We start from the raw sequence: 16,713 nt of genomic DNA on the forward strand, positions 1-16,713 counted from the left end.
CATCTAAAATAAAGGAGAAATCTAGAGACAATAGTGTAAATAAATGTTCACATCTTGCTTATGAGTAGCTTGCAGTGGAATGGATGGTTATAATTAGAGTAACTAGAATACGAGTAGATGAAAGCAGGTGTTTGACTAATGAAACTATATATTAAGGAAAAACGGTTTTCATGGCGTGACCAATTAATTGTACGAAATGAAAAAGATGAAACAGTTTATACTGTTAAAAGTGAACGGGTATCCATAGGGAATAAAGTGCACGTTTACAATCAAACTAATGAGATAATAGTATCTATTGAAGAGAAAAAAATAGGTTTTTCACCTAAATACGTCATCTATCAACAAAATGAAAAAATTGCTGAAGTAAAAAGAGAAAAAAACTTATTTGGTCCAGATTACGATATTGAAAAAATAAATTGGAAAATCAAAGGAAATGTTGAAAAAGACGATTATGAAATAAAAGAAGGATTTACCGAAGTTGCTTCTTTTAAGAAAAAATGGTTTTCTTACGGGGATACTTTTGTTTTAGAGACTAAAGACGAGAATGATGCTCCACTAGCGTTAGGCATTGTTATTGCGATTTGGTGTCTACAAATAGATGAGCAAGATGAAACCTAAAGGCACACTAACTTTTTAGATAATCATTAAGGAGGGAAAAGAATGGAAAGATATGTTGTAGGAAGCTATGCAAGTCCTCAAGAGGCAGTAAATGCAGTCAATAAATTGCAAGAAGAGGGCTATCAGAAAGAAGATATCACTTTAATATCTAGTACAGAATCTAAAAATTCTATTTCTAATACTACAGATGTATTAGGAACAACTAATGATAGTGATAGAGATACTGAGAAGAGTGAAAAGAGCAGGGATGATCGCTCTATTTGGAAACAAATAAAAGAATCATTTTCTTCAAATGACTCTAACGAATCTGATTCCTCGCAATCAAACGACGATCTTTTGGATGATTACCGACAAGATATTGCGAATGGTAATATCATTGTTGTAGTAAAGGGTGAACCAAAAAAAATTAGTAGTAATGAATCATATTCGACAGATCGAGTTACTCCATTAGACCCGCTTTCTATGTTAGAAGCAGATCCATTGGCTAATCCTGAACCGATGATTTTAGATTCAGCTGAATCTTCTGACACCCCAGTTTCAGAAAAGGAAGAACAACATCAAAAATCAGAAAGTGAAACAATTCAGTTGAAAGCAGAGCAATTAGATGTCACAACTAAGGAAGTTCAAACTGGTGAAGTGCGTGCTAGAAAGCGTGTAGTAGAAGAAACCAAAACAATCCAAGTTCCTGTTAGACACGAAGAAATAGTTATTGAACAACATAACTTAAAAGACAACCATTCAGATCATGCTACAGAAAATAAAGAAGTTGTTATTCCTGTCACAGAAGAAGAAATTAAAGTAACGAAGCACCCAGTGGTTAAAGAAGAAGTATCATTGAATAAAGAGGAAGTAACAGATACAAAACAAGTTAATAGAACAGTAAAAAAAGAAGATGTTACTGTCGATAAAAAAGGCAATACACATCTAACAAACAACAATGAGTAAAATGTGTAGTATTTATCCATTGACTGCTTAAAAATAAATAAAGAATCATAAAAGAAGTCGGAAATAAGATATAATCTTATTTCCGACTTCTTTTTGTTTACTAAACGATGATCTAGTGAAGCTTAAGATTGATAAGGACCGTCATCTTTTGGTTTAGCTGTATTCGTACCATCTATATGATATTCTTCTACATGAATGTCTTTGCTAGTAGATGGACGAGTTTGCGTATCAGTTGTTTCGGTAGTTTGTACAGTTGAAGTTGGTCCACTTTGCTGAGTTGTCTGATTCTCTTCTAAAGAAGCTAAACGAGCATTAAGACTTTGAATTTCAGTCTCTTTCTTTTGTAATTCCAATTGTGCTTCGGACTCTTGTTTAACTCTATTAACGGCTTCATCTCTTGAAGATTCTGCATTTTTCAATTCATCATTTTTATTTTTGATCACTTGTCTATTGCGTGCCCCTTTAGACATTGCAAATAGTGCAGCAATCAACATACCAAGTAATAAAAAGCCGATGAAAAGCAACCATAAAGGTAAATCAAAAGACATAAAGTAAAGGTTCAAAGTAGCCATTTGGATATTTAAGAATGCCACTATCGCAACCAGGACCAATAAGATAATCGCAATTATTATCATAAATACCATTCTCCTTCCTAGTTTATCTTAAGTTGAATAAAGACAGCGTAAAGAGTTAAGTAAGTCTTATTGATACAAAACACGGAGTAGTTGACGATTGGCCAAAGAGACAGATAATCTACATAACGACTCAAAAAGATAGATTTCTACTATAAACCAATTATAAACGTTGCAAGGTAAATAATGAAATAATAGCGCTCAAAAAAAGTCTACGAATCTGTTTTATCTAACAGTTCGTAAACTTTCTGATTAAATTTAAAAAGTATTTATCAGTATCTTTTGAAATAACGTGAAAGAAAATAGTAGAAATCTAATTTCAGAAAATTGAATTAGATCATTAATTATATTTTACAACCTCTTTTTTATTGTCGTATAAGCTAGAAATCACAAAATAAACACCGGCTATTCCTAAAATAATAATGTAACCACTAATTAACCCAGCAGCAAGGTAACCCCCTAATGTTATGCCTAAAGCAGCTAAAAGTTGAGATCCTTGAAAGGAAAGAGAGGCAAAACTTAAATAAGAAGCCTGTTTGTCTTCGGGTATCAAACTGACTTGTCGGGCACTTAGGATAGGTGCAGAAGCTAGCTCACCAAACGTTGCTAAAACTGTTAACGGGATCAATAAGTAAATACTATTGGCAGAAGCCATTAAGCCATATCCAGTGACATAAACCAGTAATCCAATGAGTACAATAGTACGTTCTTTTTTCTTCTCTGTTAATCGCGAAACAACGAAAGTGAAACAAACGACCATAATAGTGTTGATTACTTGTAAAATACTAAGCATTCTCACCCCATCAATAGGGATAGAAAAAAGTGTGATTGGTTTAAACTCTTTTGATAAACGTATTCCGGTATAGTTTTGTAATGAAAATTCTGCAGCACTATAAAGAGCTATTCCTAAAATTAAAATGACCCACCGTTTGTCTTTAGCAGCAATATAGTAGTTGTTAAATAAATCATGAATAATTGTTTTCCCTTTAGTCAGAGAAACATTATTTTTATAATTAAGATTTTTTTGCAGAAAACCAGAAGCGATAAATTGTAAAAGAGCCGCACCTAAAAACAAATAAACCAGATAATGCTTAAATAAGAAGCCTCCGATTGAAGCACCTAAAGCCATCGATAAATTAAAGGTCCAATACTGTAGTTGATAAACTTTTTTACGTTCATGAGGAACAGTAGAATCGAGCAATACCGCATCAAAGGCTGAATAATATAAATTATAAGTAATGCCACAAATAAGGTAACCAAAGATTAGCCAAAAATTTTGTGGTAAAATACCCGCAAAATTTACTGCAACCAGAAGTAAGGATACTCCATATAAGTTTTGAAAGATCAATAATATTTTTTTTCGTTGAAAGTTATCTGCTAAATAACCACCAATGATTCCGGCTAAAAAAGAGGAAACAACATTTATCATAACCAATAGACCAATAGTTTCCTTGCTGAATATACCAGCTAAATAAATGATAAGGTAAGGAATCGTACAAGCATAAACTAAACTGCTAAAAAATGAAGTAATTAATGTTGTTTGAATATTTTTTGAAAAAGATGATAGCATAATAATCTCCTTAATAAATAAAGGAACAGTGAATAAGTATTTAATTCGTGTCCTTATCTCATTTTTTTATAAAGCCATAAGAAAATAGATACACTGATTCTCCTTATCAAACAGCTTGATAAAAATAGCGTAGCACAATTCTAAGAATAAGAAAATAAAAAAATGAGAAATTATTAATAAAAGTAGGGGAAGACTTTATACTAGTTCATTAATAGGAAAATAGCCGCTAGATAGACAAAGACTAAAAAATTTGCGAGGTTATCCTACCGTGTTGTGATAGGTCGGTTCAAAGAAAGGTCTCAGTTCTACTCACTCAAAACCAATTTCCATTTGAGTAGATGTAACGAGCTTTAGTTCTACTCACTCAGACTCAAATTCAATTTGAGTAAGTGAAATGAGACATAATTCGAGCAACTCAAAGCTCTATTCCATTTGAGTTACTACAACGCGAGTTTAGTTATACTAACTATTACTACGGGATAGAAAATTTTTAAGAATAAAAAATTGGCACATAAAAAAGATTTAGAGATTGATCAATCTCTAAATCTTTTTATGTGCCAATAAATTATTTGCGTACATCTTCAACAGCATTTAATTTTTCTACATCTTCTGGTGAAATTGAGAAGTCTAATTGGCTGTTTTCAATGATGCGTTCTTCATGTGTTGATTTTGGAAGCGGCAATGTCTCACGTTCTAAACAGTAACGGATGCATAATTGGGCAGGAGTCACGCCATATTTTTCTGCCATTTCTTTGATCTCTGGGCTATTCAATGTTTGACCAGTTGCTAATGGTGAATAAGCTTCTACAACAATGTTGTGTTTTTTACAAAAAGCAAGTAAATCTTCTTGATCATGTCCAACGTAGAATGGAATTTGATTAGCCATTGGTACGATATCGCAAGCATCGATAAGAGCTTGAATGTCTGATTTAGAAAAATTAGAAACTCCAATAGTGCGAATCTTTCCATCGTTGTATAATTTTTCCATCGCTTTCCATGATTGAATATTTCCTTCAGTGTAGTCTGCGCCTTTTTCATTCCAAGGCCATGGAGCATGAATAAGATAAAGGTCTAAGTAATCCACACCTAAATTGGTGATAGTTGTATTAAAAGCCTCTAAGGTTTCATCGTAACCTTTAATTTGAGCGGGTAATTTACTAGTGATAAAGATTTCTTCACGCGGTAAATCAAAATTTTTGATTGCTTTTCCAACATTCTCTTCATTTTGGTAAGCTAGTGCTGTGTCAATATGAGTATAGCCATTTCTAAGAGCCATCGTTACGGCATCGAATGCTTCCTCATTTGGGATCTGCCAAGTACCAAAACCGATATTTGGAATTTCCACACCATTGTGAAATACAAAAGAATTTTCTTTCATCATAAATCATTTCCTCCTCATTTTTAAAGATGTTACTTTCTTATTGTATGCTTTTTTAGAAGCTAAGTAAAATATTATTGTATCCGTTTACCTTGATGGATTACATCTTAGAAAAATTTTGAACTTAAAGCCGGCATCTTAAGCAAAGTATATCCTAATGTCCGAACCGCTTCTGCTAATTCGGGATTTGTTATCATGTGGATATCTTCGTGAATAACAGAATAGAACACACATTTACCATTCAACAAGAAGAATGCATCTATCGTCTGTTCTTGATTTACACTAATGAGAGAACGAGATTTCCTTAATAAAGTATAACTTGAATAATTGTATTCATAAAAATCGACTCTAGCTTTTTTGCTACTAATCGTTCCAGGCCATTTTTTCATCCAATCTGTTTCAAGATGGAAATTCCTTAGTGTCGTTCTTATTTCCATGTCGCTACTATCTGGTACTGTATAGTAATCAACTATGGCAATTGTATCTGAATGATCTTTTAAAATTTTGAGTATAGCTAAATAATCCTTTTCAAATATTGGATTGGAAATTCGATAAAACATTACGACGAGGACCTCTTTTCTTACTCTATTTATGTAGTCTAGTTGTTAAAAATTTAGTTTACTATTTCTGGTATAAATCCCTCTGTACTTTTGCTATTATAGTCTATTAACTGGTGACTACTAACTAAAGTAAATGGTGCTTCATCGGGTGGTGAAACAGTCAATTCAAAGCTCACAGAAGTTAAATAACCGCTTGAACTAATACCATATGTAATACTGCTATCTTCATAGTTTGTTTCTTCTATATATTTCAGCTGATTTTCTAGGCTTTGGACTATTAGATCATCTGTATCATTTTGTTTTGACTCTTCTATAGTTAGTTTCAAGGCTTCCAAATTTCCATTTTTAACTCTATCAGAATATTCTTTATTTAGAGTTAGTTTATATTGAGTGGTTGACTCTTTCTCAGTAACTTGTGTGTCTGCAATTTCTGAAGCTACAAGGTCATTTTCAAATAACGAGGAGATATAACTTTTTATTGTTTCTCCAGAGTTTGGCAACTCTAACCAGCCTGTGGAATTTGTCTGATTTATAGTGCTTTTTTGATAGTGATTGCCATCAATTTCTGCCAGTTCTGTTGTATTGGAATCTTCTCCTGTTTGAATAGTTGTTTTATGATACCAGTCAGAATTCTTTATGAATGCGCCCTCTGACTCTTGATGGGATTCTTCTGATTCAATCACTATAGATTTAATCGTCTTGAAACGAGCATTTTCTATACTTTCATTTTTTTCTGTAGCATCTTCAATTGTCTTGATTGTGTCTAGATTAGGTTGAGAACTAGTACATGCTCCTAGCAATAATAGGCTTGTTCCTAAAGCGAACATCATTGAAATCGTTTTTTTCATTTTTACCATCTCCTTTTTTTAATAGTCACATACTTTAAAAGATTAGCGCAATTGAAAGCGTGGCCATTTTCATTGTAGCATGCGTATAAAAGAATAACGTATCTAATATTTTATATTTAAAAATAAAAAAGACAGAAATGGTTTATATTGTTATACTTGTCAATTGGTATGTGGTTAAGTATTATGGAAAAGTATAGTTTTTCTGTTAGTTGTTTATGGTATTAGATTCATCCGTATTCTTAATTTAGTTAAACATAACTAAAAATTAAACAAAAAGTAATTAAAAATGTGTCATAATATTAAAAGCAGCATAAATAGAATAATAATCACTTTTTTGTAAAGTGAGTGGAGGTAGAGTTAGTTATTATGAAAAATAATGAAGGTATTATTGATTGGTTTTTCCGTTTTGTGAAAGGAATGTTTATTGGTTCAGGTGCTATCTTACCGGGTGTAAGTGGAGGAGCTTTAGCAGCTGTATTTGGAATCTATGAAAATATGATTGCATTTCTATCAAATATTCGCAAAGATTTCGTTAAAAATGTACGTTATTTTATTCCAGTGGGGATTGGCGGTTTGTTCGGTATATTTGTGCTGGCATATCCGATTGATTATTTTTTGAAAAACAATGAGGTTCAGGTTTTATGGTGCTTTATTGGTTGTATTTTGGGAACATTACCTGCTTTGTATAAAGAAGCTGGAAAAAATGGACGTAAGCCTTATCACCTTGTGATTACTGTAGTGGTTGCGATTCTTGCTTTTGTTGGTTTGGTTTACGCAAAATTTAATATGAATGTAGTAGTTGAACAATCTACATTGTCTTGGGTAATGGCCGGCGGGATTTTTGCCTTAGGGTTTATAGTTCCTGGATTAAGTCCATCTAATTTTTTGATGTATATGCATTTGTATGAGCCCATGACAGAAGGTATAAAAGATTTGAACTTTTCTATCTTGATTCCTGTCGCGATTGGTGCAATTTTATGTGTTTTGTTACTGTCTAAATTGGTAAGTAAATTAATGAAAATCGCTTATGCAGCTATTTTCCACTTTATTTTAGGGGTTGTAATAGCTTCAACGGTCATAATAGCTCCATTGCCCGAACAATATATTGGGATATCTACTGGTGGAATAGTAGTAGCAGTTGTATTATTCTTTATTGGTTTATCTGTAGGATTGTTGATGGAAAAATTGGAAGATAATTATAAACCTGCTGAATTAAATAGATGATAAACTTTTTGATCTGAAAGCAAAAATAGCTGTCCTTTTCTAATGCTAAGTTGTTATTTTTTATTTTAGTTCATGTAAACAAAAAAAGTGTTGCTGAGTATACTCAGCAACACTTTTTTTAGAACTTATTATTTTTTTATTTTAGAACCTACACTTTTTTGCAATAGGACCGCTCCTAATGCCCCAACAATTCCTTGAAGTAAATTTCCAGGAATAGAAATAGCTGCCCCAGCTACACCATACATAAAACTTTCAGCAACAAAATAACCCAATGCCATAAATATACCAGCAGGGATAGTGGCTAAAAGAGGTTTATGATAACCAGTTTTTTGAAAAATCCAAGCACAAATATATCCTTGAAGTCCTTTTACTATAAAAGTAATGGGAGCATAGAAAGCGTAACCTGAAATGATATCAGCAAGTGCGCTACCTAATCCACCGACAAGAAAACCAGCTTTCTTTCCTAAAAATAATGCAGCAAATAATAAAACCATATCTCCTAAGTTAATATACCCGCGAAATGTGGGGATACGAATAAGAATCGTCATTACTATAGTCATGGCCATGAATAGAGCAACTGTTACAATCTCTTTTGTAGTAATTTTTCGCATAATTCTCATCCTTTATATATGTATAAAGCCATCTTATCTTTTTTTAGCAACAATGTCATGAGTTTTTTTAATTAAAAAAACTAAAAAGTACAGATTCTACAATAAGAATTATGCTAGACTAGATAGAGAGAAGAAACGAGCAGAAGAGGAGAAAAAGATGAAGCAGCCCAGAATTTTAGTTATCCAAGATATTTCAGCAAGTTGTCGTATTTCAATGAATGTGGCTGTCCCAATTCTAAGTTGTTTAGAAAATTGGGTGAGTATCTTGCCTACAGCATTGTTGTCTACACATACTGGTAAAGGTTTTGAAGATTATACTTTTTTAGATTTAAGTGCGGAGATACCAGCTATCTTAAATCATTGGCGTTCGTTAGAAATAAAATTTGATGGGATAGTCATTGGGTATTTAGGCTCTATAGAACAAATTAAATTGATGGAAAGCATCATTAAACAATTTTCAACAGAAGAAGCTCTAATTGTAGTAGACCCTGTGATGGGTGATCACGGAACTTTATACCCGGGTTTTACCTCTGAGCATGTTGAAGCGATGCGCAAACTTTGTCAATTTGCAGATGTCTTGATACCAAATGTAACTGAAGCTTGCTTACTAACGGAAACAAACTATCCAGAAAAGCCACATACTAAAGAAAAAATAGAACCCATTATAAGGAAATTAGTGGACAAAAATAACCGAAGTATCGTCTTATCTGGTGTAACTGGAAATGAAAGACAAGTTGGCGCTGCGTTTATTTCCAAAGGCAGTTCAAAAATCCATTATGCTTTTTCAGAAGTTTATCCGGGGCATTTCGATGGGGTAGGAGATTTGTTTACAAGCGTAGTAGCAGGATTTTTATTTCAAAAACACAGTTTAAAAAGAGCGAATGAAGTAGCGGTAAATTACATTTCAAGAGTTGTCAAACGGACTATTGAAGACCAAATTGATCCCTTGTATGGAATTGTTTTTGAAAAAGATTTGATGTATTTAATGAAGGAACTAAAAAAAGAAATCATCCATTATTGAAAGTAACAGAAAAATAACCAAAAGTTGCAAACGGTATGTTTACAGCTTTTGGTTGCTTTTTTCTATTTTTAAATATCGGTTTTTACTGAATAAAAGAGTAATAAACACCCAATAAATGCCGCCACTATTCCAGCACTTAACATTTCTGGAACACCAGCATTGTCTAGCAACCATCCACCTATAAAACTTCCAGCCACACTGCCTAGGGTAACAGCACCTATGTTAAATGCTTGTCCTTTGACATAATCTGTTTTCTGCATTAGTTGATTGACATAATAAGTAGAGGCTGGAATGTAAAGAGCAAATGCTAATCCTTGGAATAATTGAGTGACATTAATCATAAATACCGATCCCGATAATAGAAAAAGAATACTTCTTATTACAAAGAAAATGGCTGCTACTTTCAACCAAATACCGCTTTTTCGTTTAGTCAGTAAATAGCTGAATCCTAACATGGCAGGTAGTTCACACAAAGCTGTAATCATTAATGACAAACCAAAGTCACTGTCGTTTCCTCCAAGTGAATGAATGATTTGGACTAAATAAGTATTTACAATAGTGTGAAAAAGAAACAAACAGGCTGCTCCTATTAGAAAATAGGCAAATCGAGGGTATCTTTTGAAAAAAATTTCTTTCTCTTTGGTTAAAGGGTTATTCAACTTTAAATTTGGAGCAGATGGTACTTCAGAAATAGTAGTTTCGGGAAAGGTGAAAATAAGTACCAAAAAAGCTAATAATAAAAAAATACAGCCAATAGGTAAAATAATTGTGCTAAAGCGTGTTAACAATAGACCTAACGTGTATGAAGTTAGAGCGAACGCTAAGGAACCTGCTCCTCTTGTTAAACCAAAATTGATTTCTACCCCACTATTAATGTGTTCAAATGTAAAAGAATTAATGAATGGCTGCATGGATAAAACTAATGAAACTACAGCTATAAATATTAATGCTTCAATTGCAGGAGCGCCAGTAGAAAGAAGCAAAGAAACAAGAAGGCCAATAGATAAAATTGTAAGGATAACTAAGCTCCATCTCAATGTTAGTTTTTCAAACTTATCGACTGCAGCACCTAAAGTAGGTTGTAAAATAACGGATAAGATATTGGAGATGGCAAGAATAAGCCCAATGCTTTGATTTTCGAAGCTTCGAGAGAGCAAAAAGACTGAAGCAAATCCATAGATGGAGCAAAATACCATCCAGTATAGACTTTGTAGCAAAGCATATTTTATGGTTAGTGTACGAATTGTTGTCATAAGTTGTTATTCTTCCTTTCCCATTAAACCAAAATTAGATTTCTTTGTCCCTGTAAGTATCATAGCATGTATTCACTTCAAAAAAGAAGAAGCTAGATGGAATTTTTAATCTGAACAAATCATTAGGATTTCTTTATTTTTTTGGTTATACTTCTTATTAGTAAGAAGTATGTTAATGTAAATTATGTAAAGAGATTAGTGTTTGGAGGAAAGAATAATGAGAGCAGTTATTATCGAAGAATATGGTGGGAAAGAAAAGTTGAAAGAAGCAGAAGTACCGATGCCACAGCCTAGAGAGCATCAAGTCATCGTAAAAGAAAGAGCAACGTCAATCAACCCGATTGACTGGAAATTACGTGAAGGCTATTTGCAACAAAAAATGCCTTGGGAATTCCCTATTATTTTGGGTTGGGATGTAGCAGGTGAAATTGTAGAGGTCGGTAGTGAAGTAACTGATTGGAAAATTGGAGACCGAGTATTTGCACGACCAGATACAACACGTTTTGGAACGTATGCTGAATATACTGCAGTTGATGATAACCTACTAGCGTATATTCCTGAAAATATATCTTATGAAGAAGCAGCAGCAGCTCCATTAGCTGGATTAACTGCTTGGCAAGCATTATTTGATTACGGCAAACTTGTTGAAGGCGAAAAAGTCTTGATACATGCAGGTTCAGGTGGAGTAGGAACGTACGCTATCCAATTAGCTAAAAGTAAAGGTGCTTTTGTGATTTCAACAGCCAGTGAAAGTAATCGTGACTTGCTACTGAGTTTAGGAGTAGATCAATTTATTGATTATAAAAATGAAGACTTTACTGAACTGTTAAGTGATGTAGATGTTATTTTTGATACTATGGGTGGAGAAATTTTAGAAAATAGTTTTAAAGTTGTTAAACCTCATACTGGACGAATCGTATCCATTGTTGGAGACGCAGATAAAGAGTTGATTGAGAAAGCTGATATTACCTTTAATAATATTTGGTTAGAACCAGATGGAAAACAGCTTAGCCAGTTAGCTAAGTTAATGGAACAAGGAAAAGTGAAGTCTATTATTGGAGCAACGTATCCATTAACTGAAAAAGGTGTTTATGATGCCCATGCATTAAGTGAGACACACCATGCAGTTGGAAAAATTGTTATTAAAGTTGGAAACGAAGAATCTTAATAGACTGATTAATTAGTAAAAAAAAGAAGCGACAGTTTTCTGTCGCTTCTTTTTTTTATAGGTTTGATTAGCTTTCAATGGTTTCATTTTCATGTCTGTTTTTAAGAAGTAATTGTACGGAATATTTTAGCACAAAAATTTTGACGGTACACTAATAGGATAGTGGTACATTATATTCAATTTCGGTAACCTCAAAATTAAACCAATTAAAATCTCCAGATTTTAATTTCCAAGTAACCTCGCCATTTGAAGGTATCATAATCCCTTCAAATGCTTTATAATCACGCAAAAAAATTGACCACACTTCTAGTTTAAACCTTTTATCAAATTCTCCATACCTTTCAGCTTCAAATTTAATAACCTCACCTTTATCATTAAATGAAAATAGACCTGAGGCAGTTACACCTTTGTAGGTCATTGTTGCTTGTGCATTGTTATCGTCAATCTCATTCCATATTATATAGTTGTTTAAAGCTGCAGTAGGAAACCATACCATCTCAGCAAGATACCTTAACAAGGTCCCCTGATTGATTTCTTTCCCTTCAGAATCGGCAACAGTAAATAATGAAAGAAACTTAATTAGCATACTTCCTTTTCCGTTCCAATACTTATCTCTTCCTACAATATGAATTAAGGGTGCGGGTTTAATGGTTGCTTTCCAGATAAAACTCGGTTCTTCTGTAGTGAAATATTGTTCTGCTTGAACTGACATCCATGGCTTATTTTTATTTAATCTCATATTTGCTTTTTGTTTTAAACGTACAGTTAATATTTTTTCACGTCCATTAATTCCAGAATATTCAAGCCATCTCTGAACATTTTCTGGTAGATTTTCTAAATCTTCCTTAGTTACAATTTCACTTTTGAGTTTTATATTGCTAAAAAGTGCTACAATCTCTTGTTTTACATTTTTATTGAATCGAAGCTTTCCCATAAATAACCCGCCAAGTAAGATAACACTGATTAATAGACTAATTAATTTTGACATATTAAACCTCCCATAATATCTAATCAAGCTTTTATCTTTTTCAAATACCAAATATAAATAATAGTCCAATATTCTTTATTAAATATGCTGAAAAAATTCTAGAAATCCCAGTATCTAAATAGGTAGTTAATAGTGAGAGGAGACTTCTTTATGATAGAGTTATAAAACTATTATAACACCGAATATCAAACTAATTCGTACTTTAGAAAGGTTGACCTTAATAGTAAGAAGTCTGTTAGTTGCTTAAAAATATTTTTAAGTAAAAAGTAATAGTTACTAATGCAAATTATTTAAATAACTTATTAAATATGAACAAAATATGGCTAAATATGCAAAACAAGCGTTTCTTAAATGAAAAACAATATGTAACCGATTGCAGAAATGATAATGTAATAATACCGATGATTTTGTTAAAGAATTAACATCATATTCTTGTGATTACTATGCTATACTAATTGGCGTGAGTAAATAAAAGGGTATAAAAAACCACGGAGGGTATGCTTTGAATAAGAAATTGATGACCGGGATGATTGCAGCATTGTTATTTGCAGCTCCAATTGTAATGCCGACTGCGACAGAAGCAGCGAGCGTTTCAGAACTTGAAAGTCAAAAAGCAGAATTAGAAAATAAATCAGCTGATTTAAACTCAAAAATCCAATCTCAAGAAGAAACCTTAAATAACCTAGAATCTGAAAAAGCAAATCTTGAATCAGAAGTTGAAAAATTACAAACGAATATTGATACTGTTGTACTAGAGCTAAAAGTACAAGAGCAAAAATTAGCTGACTCAAAAGCTAAAATTGAAAAATTAAAAGCAGAGATTGAAAAATTAAAAGATCTTATTGCTAGGCGTGAAGAAAAATTAGAACATCAAGCTAGAAATGTACAAACAGATGGCAGTACTTCTAATATGGTCGATTTAGTATTATCTGCAGAGAGTTTGTCTGATTTAATCGGACGTGTGGGTGTAGTAAATCAATTAGTTTCTGCAAATAAAGATATTGTTACTCAGCAAGAGAATGATAAAAAAGAAGTAGAAAAGAATGAAAAAGCAGCACAAGATGAAAAAGTAGCAATTGAATCATTAAAAGCTGAAATCGAAGTAAATAAAAACAACTTAGTTGCTCAAAAAGCGGAATTAGATGATAAAATTGTTCAAGTAGCAACTAAATACGATATGACAGAATCTGAAAAAAATGACTTTGTTAAAGAGCAAGCTGTTATTGCAACTCAAACAAGTGTCCTGTCTAGTGAATTACAAGAAGAGCGTCAACGCATTATAGCTGAAGAAGAAAAAGCACAAGCTGCTGCTAAAAAAGCAGAAGCTGAGGCAGAAGCTAAAGCAGCTCAAGAAGAAGCTAAAGTAGCGGAAACTAAACAAACAACAAGTTCTTCAAGTCAATCAAGCAATCAAGCTCAATCAAGTAATAAAACACAAGCAAGCACTCCATCATCTTCAAACAGTTCAGGATTTATTAATCCAAGTGGAGGTTATACTACTTCTTCTTATGGCTATCGTATTCACCCAATTACTGGCGTAAGCAAATTACATGGTGGTATTGACTTTGGCGGCGGAGGTCCGATCGTTGCAGCACAAAGTGGAACAGTTGTTTTTGCTGGTTACCATAGTTCATGGGGGTATTATGTGAAGATTGATCACGGAAATGGCGTGCAAACATTATATGCTCACATGGTATCTGGAAGTTTATTAGTAACAGCAGGACAACAGGTATCACAAGGGCAACAAATTGGAACAATGGGTACGACTGGTTCTTCTACGGGTGTTCATTTACACTTTGAAGTATATGTAAATGGTTCTCGTGTTGACCCAGCAGGCTATCTATAAGAAGAAAGTTTTCAAAATAGTGGTATGTAGATTAAGAATTTAAAACAGATACTTTTAGTCCTCTCTTTCAAAGAGAGGACTTTTTTAGTAGAATGAATAAGCAATAGATGAAATGGGCGGAGGATTACGAATGGAACTAATTTTATCCACAAAAAATGAACGCGTAAAGAATTGGAAAAAACTTCAATCAAGAAGAGGGCGTCAAAAAGCTGGTGCTTACTTAATTGAAGGTTTCCATTTAATAGAAGAAGCTTTAAAAAATCATGCGATAATTTTAGAAATAATGATAAGTGAAGAAGTAGTTGTGGGAGATATTCCTGAATTCGATGAAGCAAAACAAGTTGAAATTTCTACAGAAATCGCAAAACTATTAAGTGAGACTGAAACTTCTCAAGGTATTTTTGCAGTTGTAAAAAAAATAGATCAATTAGATAAACCCATTCTTACGAAGCCTTTTTTATTTTTAGACAATGTTCAAGACCCAGGAAATGTCGGAACAATGGTTCGCACAGCAGATGCTGCCGGTTTTGGGGGAGTCGTATTAGGGAAAGGGTCTGTAGATCTTTACAATAGTAAAGTGTTACGTTCTATGCAAGGGAGTCATTTTCATTTGCCGGTTTACCAGGGGGATTTAAATGAATGGTTTGATTTATTTTTTGAACTTGAATTTCCAGTATTTGGTACTGAATTAAATGAAGAAGCCGTTTCATATCGAGAAATTGAACCTCAAGCTGTATATGGATTAGTTATGGGAAATGAAGGCAATGGAATGGCGGCTGAATTATTAAAACGTACAACGAAGAATCTCTATATTCCAATTGTAGGACAAGCTGAATCTCTAAATGTTGCAGTAGCTGCTGGAATATTAATGTTTTCGTTAACCAAGACTGAAAGTTAAGTGTTACAAAATTATGTCTAAAAAATGAACTTTCCTAATAATTCTTTAAATTTGAAGTGTTATGCTTTAAAATCCAAAGCATACATTGTATGATGGGAACCAGTTAGAAACATCATATATTATTACGAAAAGGAAGTTGTCTAATGACCGAACCAAAATGGAAGCAAGATTTAGAATACGTTGCAATTATCGAGGATTTATTGGAATGTGAAGAAGTAAAGAAACTTAATGACTATACTCAACATCATTTTACTACAAGACTAGATCATTCAATTAGCGTATCTTATATCAGTTACTGTATTGCTAAAAAACATAATTTGGATGCTAGAGCTACAGCTCGTGCAGGTTTGCTTCATGATTTGTTTTATTATGATTGGAGAACAACAAAATTTGATGAGGGAACTCACGCATATGTCCATCCTCGTATGGCTTGTGAAAACGCAAAAAAATTAACTGAACTAAGTGAATTAGAATGCGATATTATTATTAAACATATGTGGCTAGCTACTGTAGCTCTTCCAAAGTATAAAGAAAGTTACATTGTAACGTTTGTTGATAAATATTGTGCAGTAAAAGAAGTAGCTGTTCCATTGACTGGAAAAATGAGAACCTCTGTAAAGAATGCTTGGGCTCGTATGAAACCAGCTGCAGCACAATAAAGAAAGTATAGAAGTAAGTTATGATAGACGTTTTTATCTTAATAGCAAAAAAGACTAAACCTTAATTGAGGTTTAGTCTTTTTTTGCTTCAGTTAGAAGATTCTTTAAAATTTCAGTTCGTGTTTCAACTAATTCTGGAAATTGATAAAAAAAGTTTTGTTTCTTTTGAGCAACGGTATCATTACTTTGCTTAGGAGAGAGAATAAAGAATGCCCATGATTCAGCAATATCTTCTTCAGGATGGGTAACAGCATAAGTTGTCAGAAAATCATCGGCATGCTCAAGGTAAAATGATTGTTGAGCTTCTGAATCGGCTTGGACGTTGAGATGTTGCCATTCTTTGTAATAATCAATCCAAAATTCTTGGTAATATAAATTCATATACGACTCAGGAGTGCTTTCTCCATAGAAAGAAGAGTAAGTAATTTCTTTTTGACTAAAGGTTTCCCAATCGTAATTGCTGACCATTTGTTTATTACTTAATGTTAAAAGGT

General features: G+C 33.0%; 17 protein-coding genes (1 of these 17 only partly in view). 8 read left to right on the forward strand and 9 right to left on the reverse strand.

The features are described 5' to 3' along the window. The first annotated feature begins 138 nt into the window (after nt 1–138). Nucleotides 139–618 carry an LURP-one-related/scramblase family protein gene (locus CAR_RS02940; RefSeq protein WP_013710223.1) on the forward strand — a complete coding sequence of 160 codons (480 nt, stop codon included), beginning with the start codon at nt 139–141 and terminating at the stop codon, nt 616–618. A 42-nt stretch (nt 619–660) separates the two neighbouring features. Further along, complete coding sequence (locus CAR_RS02945; RefSeq protein ID WP_013710224.1) at nt 661–1,563, forward strand: YsnF/AvaK domain-containing protein; 903 nt, start codon at nt 661–663, stop codon at nt 1,561–1,563. Nucleotides 1,564–1,685: 122 nt separating this feature from the next. Here the strand turns inward: CAR_RS02945 and CAR_RS02950 are convergent, their stop codons facing one another. The 5 genes from CAR_RS02950 to CAR_RS02970 form a co-directional block, all read right to left on the reverse strand. Then, a complete protein-coding gene (locus CAR_RS02950; protein ID WP_041556112.1) occupies nt 1,686–2,198 on the reverse strand; it encodes a lipopolysaccharide assembly protein LapA domain-containing protein in 513 nt (170 codons plus the stop codon). A gap of 337 nt (nt 2,199–2,535) precedes the next feature. Continuing rightward, nucleotides 2,536–3,765 carry an MFS transporter gene (locus CAR_RS02955; RefSeq protein ID WP_013710226.1) on the reverse strand — a complete coding sequence of 410 codons (1,230 nt, stop codon included), beginning with the start codon at nt 3,763–3,765 and terminating at the stop codon, nt 2,536–2,538. 565 nt (nt 3,766–4,330) lie between these two features. Continuing rightward, on the reverse strand, nt 4,331–5,146 hold the full coding sequence (locus CAR_RS02960; protein WP_013710227.1) for an aldo/keto reductase: 816 nt from the start codon (nt 5,144–5,146) through the stop codon (nt 4,331–4,333). A 104-nt stretch (nt 5,147–5,250) separates the two neighbouring features. Further along, nucleotides 5,251–5,703 carry a hypothetical protein gene (locus CAR_RS02965; protein WP_013710228.1) on the reverse strand — a complete coding sequence of 151 codons (453 nt, stop codon included), beginning with the start codon at nt 5,701–5,703 and terminating at the stop codon, nt 5,251–5,253. Between the two features lie 53 nt (nt 5,704–5,756). Beyond that, entirely contained in the window at nt 5,757–6,551 is a 795-nt protein-coding gene (locus CAR_RS02970; RefSeq protein ID WP_041556113.1) for a hypothetical protein, read from the reverse strand. Nucleotides 6,552–6,917: 366 nt separating this feature from the next. Here CAR_RS02970 and CAR_RS02975 point away from each other — a divergent pair, with 366 nt between their 5' ends. Next, complete coding sequence (locus tag CAR_RS02975; RefSeq protein ID WP_041556114.1) at nt 6,918–7,775, forward strand: DUF368 domain-containing protein; 858 nt, start codon at nt 6,918–6,920, stop codon at nt 7,773–7,775. A 128-nt stretch (nt 7,776–7,903) separates the two neighbouring features. On the opposite strand, the gene CAR_RS02980 is transcribed toward CAR_RS02975, so the two are convergent. Continuing rightward, the gene (locus tag CAR_RS02980; RefSeq protein ID WP_013710231.1) at nt 7,904–8,386 is read right to left on the reverse strand and encodes an ECF transporter S component; all 483 of its coding nucleotides are present in this window, start codon (nt 8,384–8,386) and stop codon (nt 7,904–7,906) included. A gap of 157 nt (nt 8,387–8,543) precedes the next feature. On the opposite strand from CAR_RS02980, the gene CAR_RS02985 reads away from it, so the two are divergent. Beyond that, nucleotides 8,544–9,407, forward strand: coding sequence for a pyridoxamine kinase (locus CAR_RS02985; protein ID WP_013710232.1), 864 nt, complete (start codon nt 8,544–8,546; stop codon nt 9,405–9,407). A gap of 68 nt (nt 9,408–9,475) precedes the next feature. Here the strand turns inward: CAR_RS02985 and CAR_RS02990 are convergent, their stop codons facing one another. Continuing rightward, nucleotides 9,476–10,660 (reverse strand): MFS transporter, encoded by a 1,185-nt coding sequence (locus CAR_RS02990; protein ID WP_013710233.1) that lies wholly within the window; start codon nt 10,658–10,660, stop codon nt 9,476–9,478. Nucleotides 10,661–10,877: 217 nt separating this feature from the next. Between CAR_RS02990 and CAR_RS02995 the strand changes: the two genes are divergently transcribed. After that, nucleotides 10,878–11,828, forward strand: a complete 951-nt coding sequence (locus tag CAR_RS02995; RefSeq protein WP_013710234.1) for an NADP-dependent oxidoreductase — start codon at nt 10,878–10,880, stop codon at nt 11,826–11,828. A 151-nt stretch (nt 11,829–11,979) separates the two neighbouring features. Here the strand turns inward: CAR_RS02995 and CAR_RS03000 are convergent, their stop codons facing one another. Next, nucleotides 11,980–12,816, reverse strand: a complete 837-nt coding sequence (locus CAR_RS03000; RefSeq protein WP_013710235.1) for a DUF6544 family protein — start codon at nt 12,814–12,816, stop codon at nt 11,980–11,982. Nucleotides 12,817–13,318: 502 nt separating this feature from the next. Here CAR_RS03000 and CAR_RS03005 point away from each other — a divergent pair. From CAR_RS03005 to CAR_RS03015, 3 genes are all read left to right on the forward strand, one after another. After that, a complete protein-coding gene (locus tag CAR_RS03005) occupies nt 13,319–14,662 on the forward strand; it encodes a murein hydrolase activator EnvC family protein (protein WP_041556115.1) in 1,344 nt (447 codons plus the stop codon). A gap of 130 nt (nt 14,663–14,792) precedes the next feature. Next, nucleotides 14,793–15,560: a TrmH family RNA methyltransferase gene (locus tag CAR_RS03010; RefSeq protein WP_041556116.1), complete on the forward strand. Its 768-nt coding sequence runs from the start codon at nt 14,793–14,795 to the stop codon at nt 15,558–15,560. Between the two features lie 143 nt (nt 15,561–15,703). Next, nucleotides 15,704–16,219 carry an HD domain-containing protein gene (locus CAR_RS03015; RefSeq protein WP_013710238.1) on the forward strand — a complete coding sequence of 172 codons (516 nt, stop codon included), beginning with the start codon at nt 15,704–15,706 and terminating at the stop codon, nt 16,217–16,219. Nucleotides 16,220–16,291: 72 nt separating this feature from the next. On the opposite strand, the gene CAR_RS03020 is transcribed toward CAR_RS03015, so the two are convergent. Further along, nucleotides 16,292–16,713, reverse strand: partial view of a hypothetical protein gene (locus tag CAR_RS03020; RefSeq protein ID WP_041556117.1) — the 3' portion only. Its footprint extends 571 nt past the window's final position; only the last 422 of its 993 coding nucleotides appear in the window; the start codon falls outside the window, past its right edge; the stop codon is at nt 16,292–16,294.

This window comes from Carnobacterium sp. 17-4, from assembly GCF_000195575.1.
GTDB lineage: Bacteria > Bacillota > Bacilli > Lactobacillales > Carnobacteriaceae > Carnobacterium_B.

What these genes read in the sequence shown, in the direction of transcription:
- CAR_RS02960 (WP_013710227.1), bottom strand. Translation starts at nt 5,146, where the DNA reads ATGATGAAAGAAAATTCTTTTGTATTTCACAATGGTGTGGAAATTCCA.
- CAR_RS03000 (WP_013710235.1), bottom strand. Translation starts at nt 12,816, where the DNA reads ATGTCAAAATTAATTAGTCTATTAATCAGTGTTATCTTACTTGGCGGG.
- CAR_RS02965 (WP_013710228.1), bottom strand. Translation starts at nt 5,703, where the DNA reads ATGTTTTATCGAATTTCCAATCCAATATTTGAAAAGGATTATTTAGCT.
- CAR_RS02985 (WP_013710232.1), top strand. Translation starts at nt 8,544, where the DNA reads ATGAAGCAGCCCAGAATTTTAGTTATCCAAGATATTTCAGCAAGTTGT.
- CAR_RS02955 (WP_013710226.1), bottom strand. Translation starts at nt 3,765, where the DNA reads ATGCTATCATCTTTTTCAAAAAATATTCAAACAACATTAATTACTTCA.
- CAR_RS02995 (WP_013710234.1), top strand. Translation starts at nt 10,878, where the DNA reads ATGAGAGCAGTTATTATCGAAGAATATGGTGGGAAAGAAAAGTTGAAA.
- CAR_RS02940 (WP_013710223.1), top strand. Translation starts at nt 139, where the DNA reads ATGAAACTATATATTAAGGAAAAACGGTTTTCATGGCGTGACCAATTA.
- CAR_RS02945 (WP_013710224.1), top strand. Translation starts at nt 661, where the DNA reads ATGGAAAGATATGTTGTAGGAAGCTATGCAAGTCCTCAAGAGGCAGTA.
- CAR_RS03010 (WP_041556116.1), top strand. Translation starts at nt 14,793, where the DNA reads ATGGAACTAATTTTATCCACAAAAAATGAACGCGTAAAGAATTGGAAA.
- CAR_RS02950 (WP_041556112.1), bottom strand. Translation starts at nt 2,198, where the DNA reads ATGATAATAATTGCGATTATCTTATTGGTCCTGGTTGCGATAGTGGCA.
- CAR_RS03015 (WP_013710238.1), top strand. Translation starts at nt 15,704, where the DNA reads ATGACCGAACCAAAATGGAAGCAAGATTTAGAATACGTTGCAATTATC.
- CAR_RS02990 (WP_013710233.1), bottom strand. Translation starts at nt 10,660, where the DNA reads ATGACAACAATTCGTACACTAACCATAAAATATGCTTTGCTACAAAGT.
- CAR_RS02975 (WP_041556114.1), top strand. Translation starts at nt 6,918, where the DNA reads ATGAAAAATAATGAAGGTATTATTGATTGGTTTTTCCGTTTTGTGAAA.
- CAR_RS02980 (WP_013710231.1), bottom strand. Translation starts at nt 8,386, where the DNA reads ATGCGAAAAATTACTACAAAAGAGATTGTAACAGTTGCTCTATTCATG.
- CAR_RS02970 (WP_041556113.1), bottom strand. Translation starts at nt 6,551, where the DNA reads ATGAAAAAAACGATTTCAATGATGTTCGCTTTAGGAACAAGCCTATTA.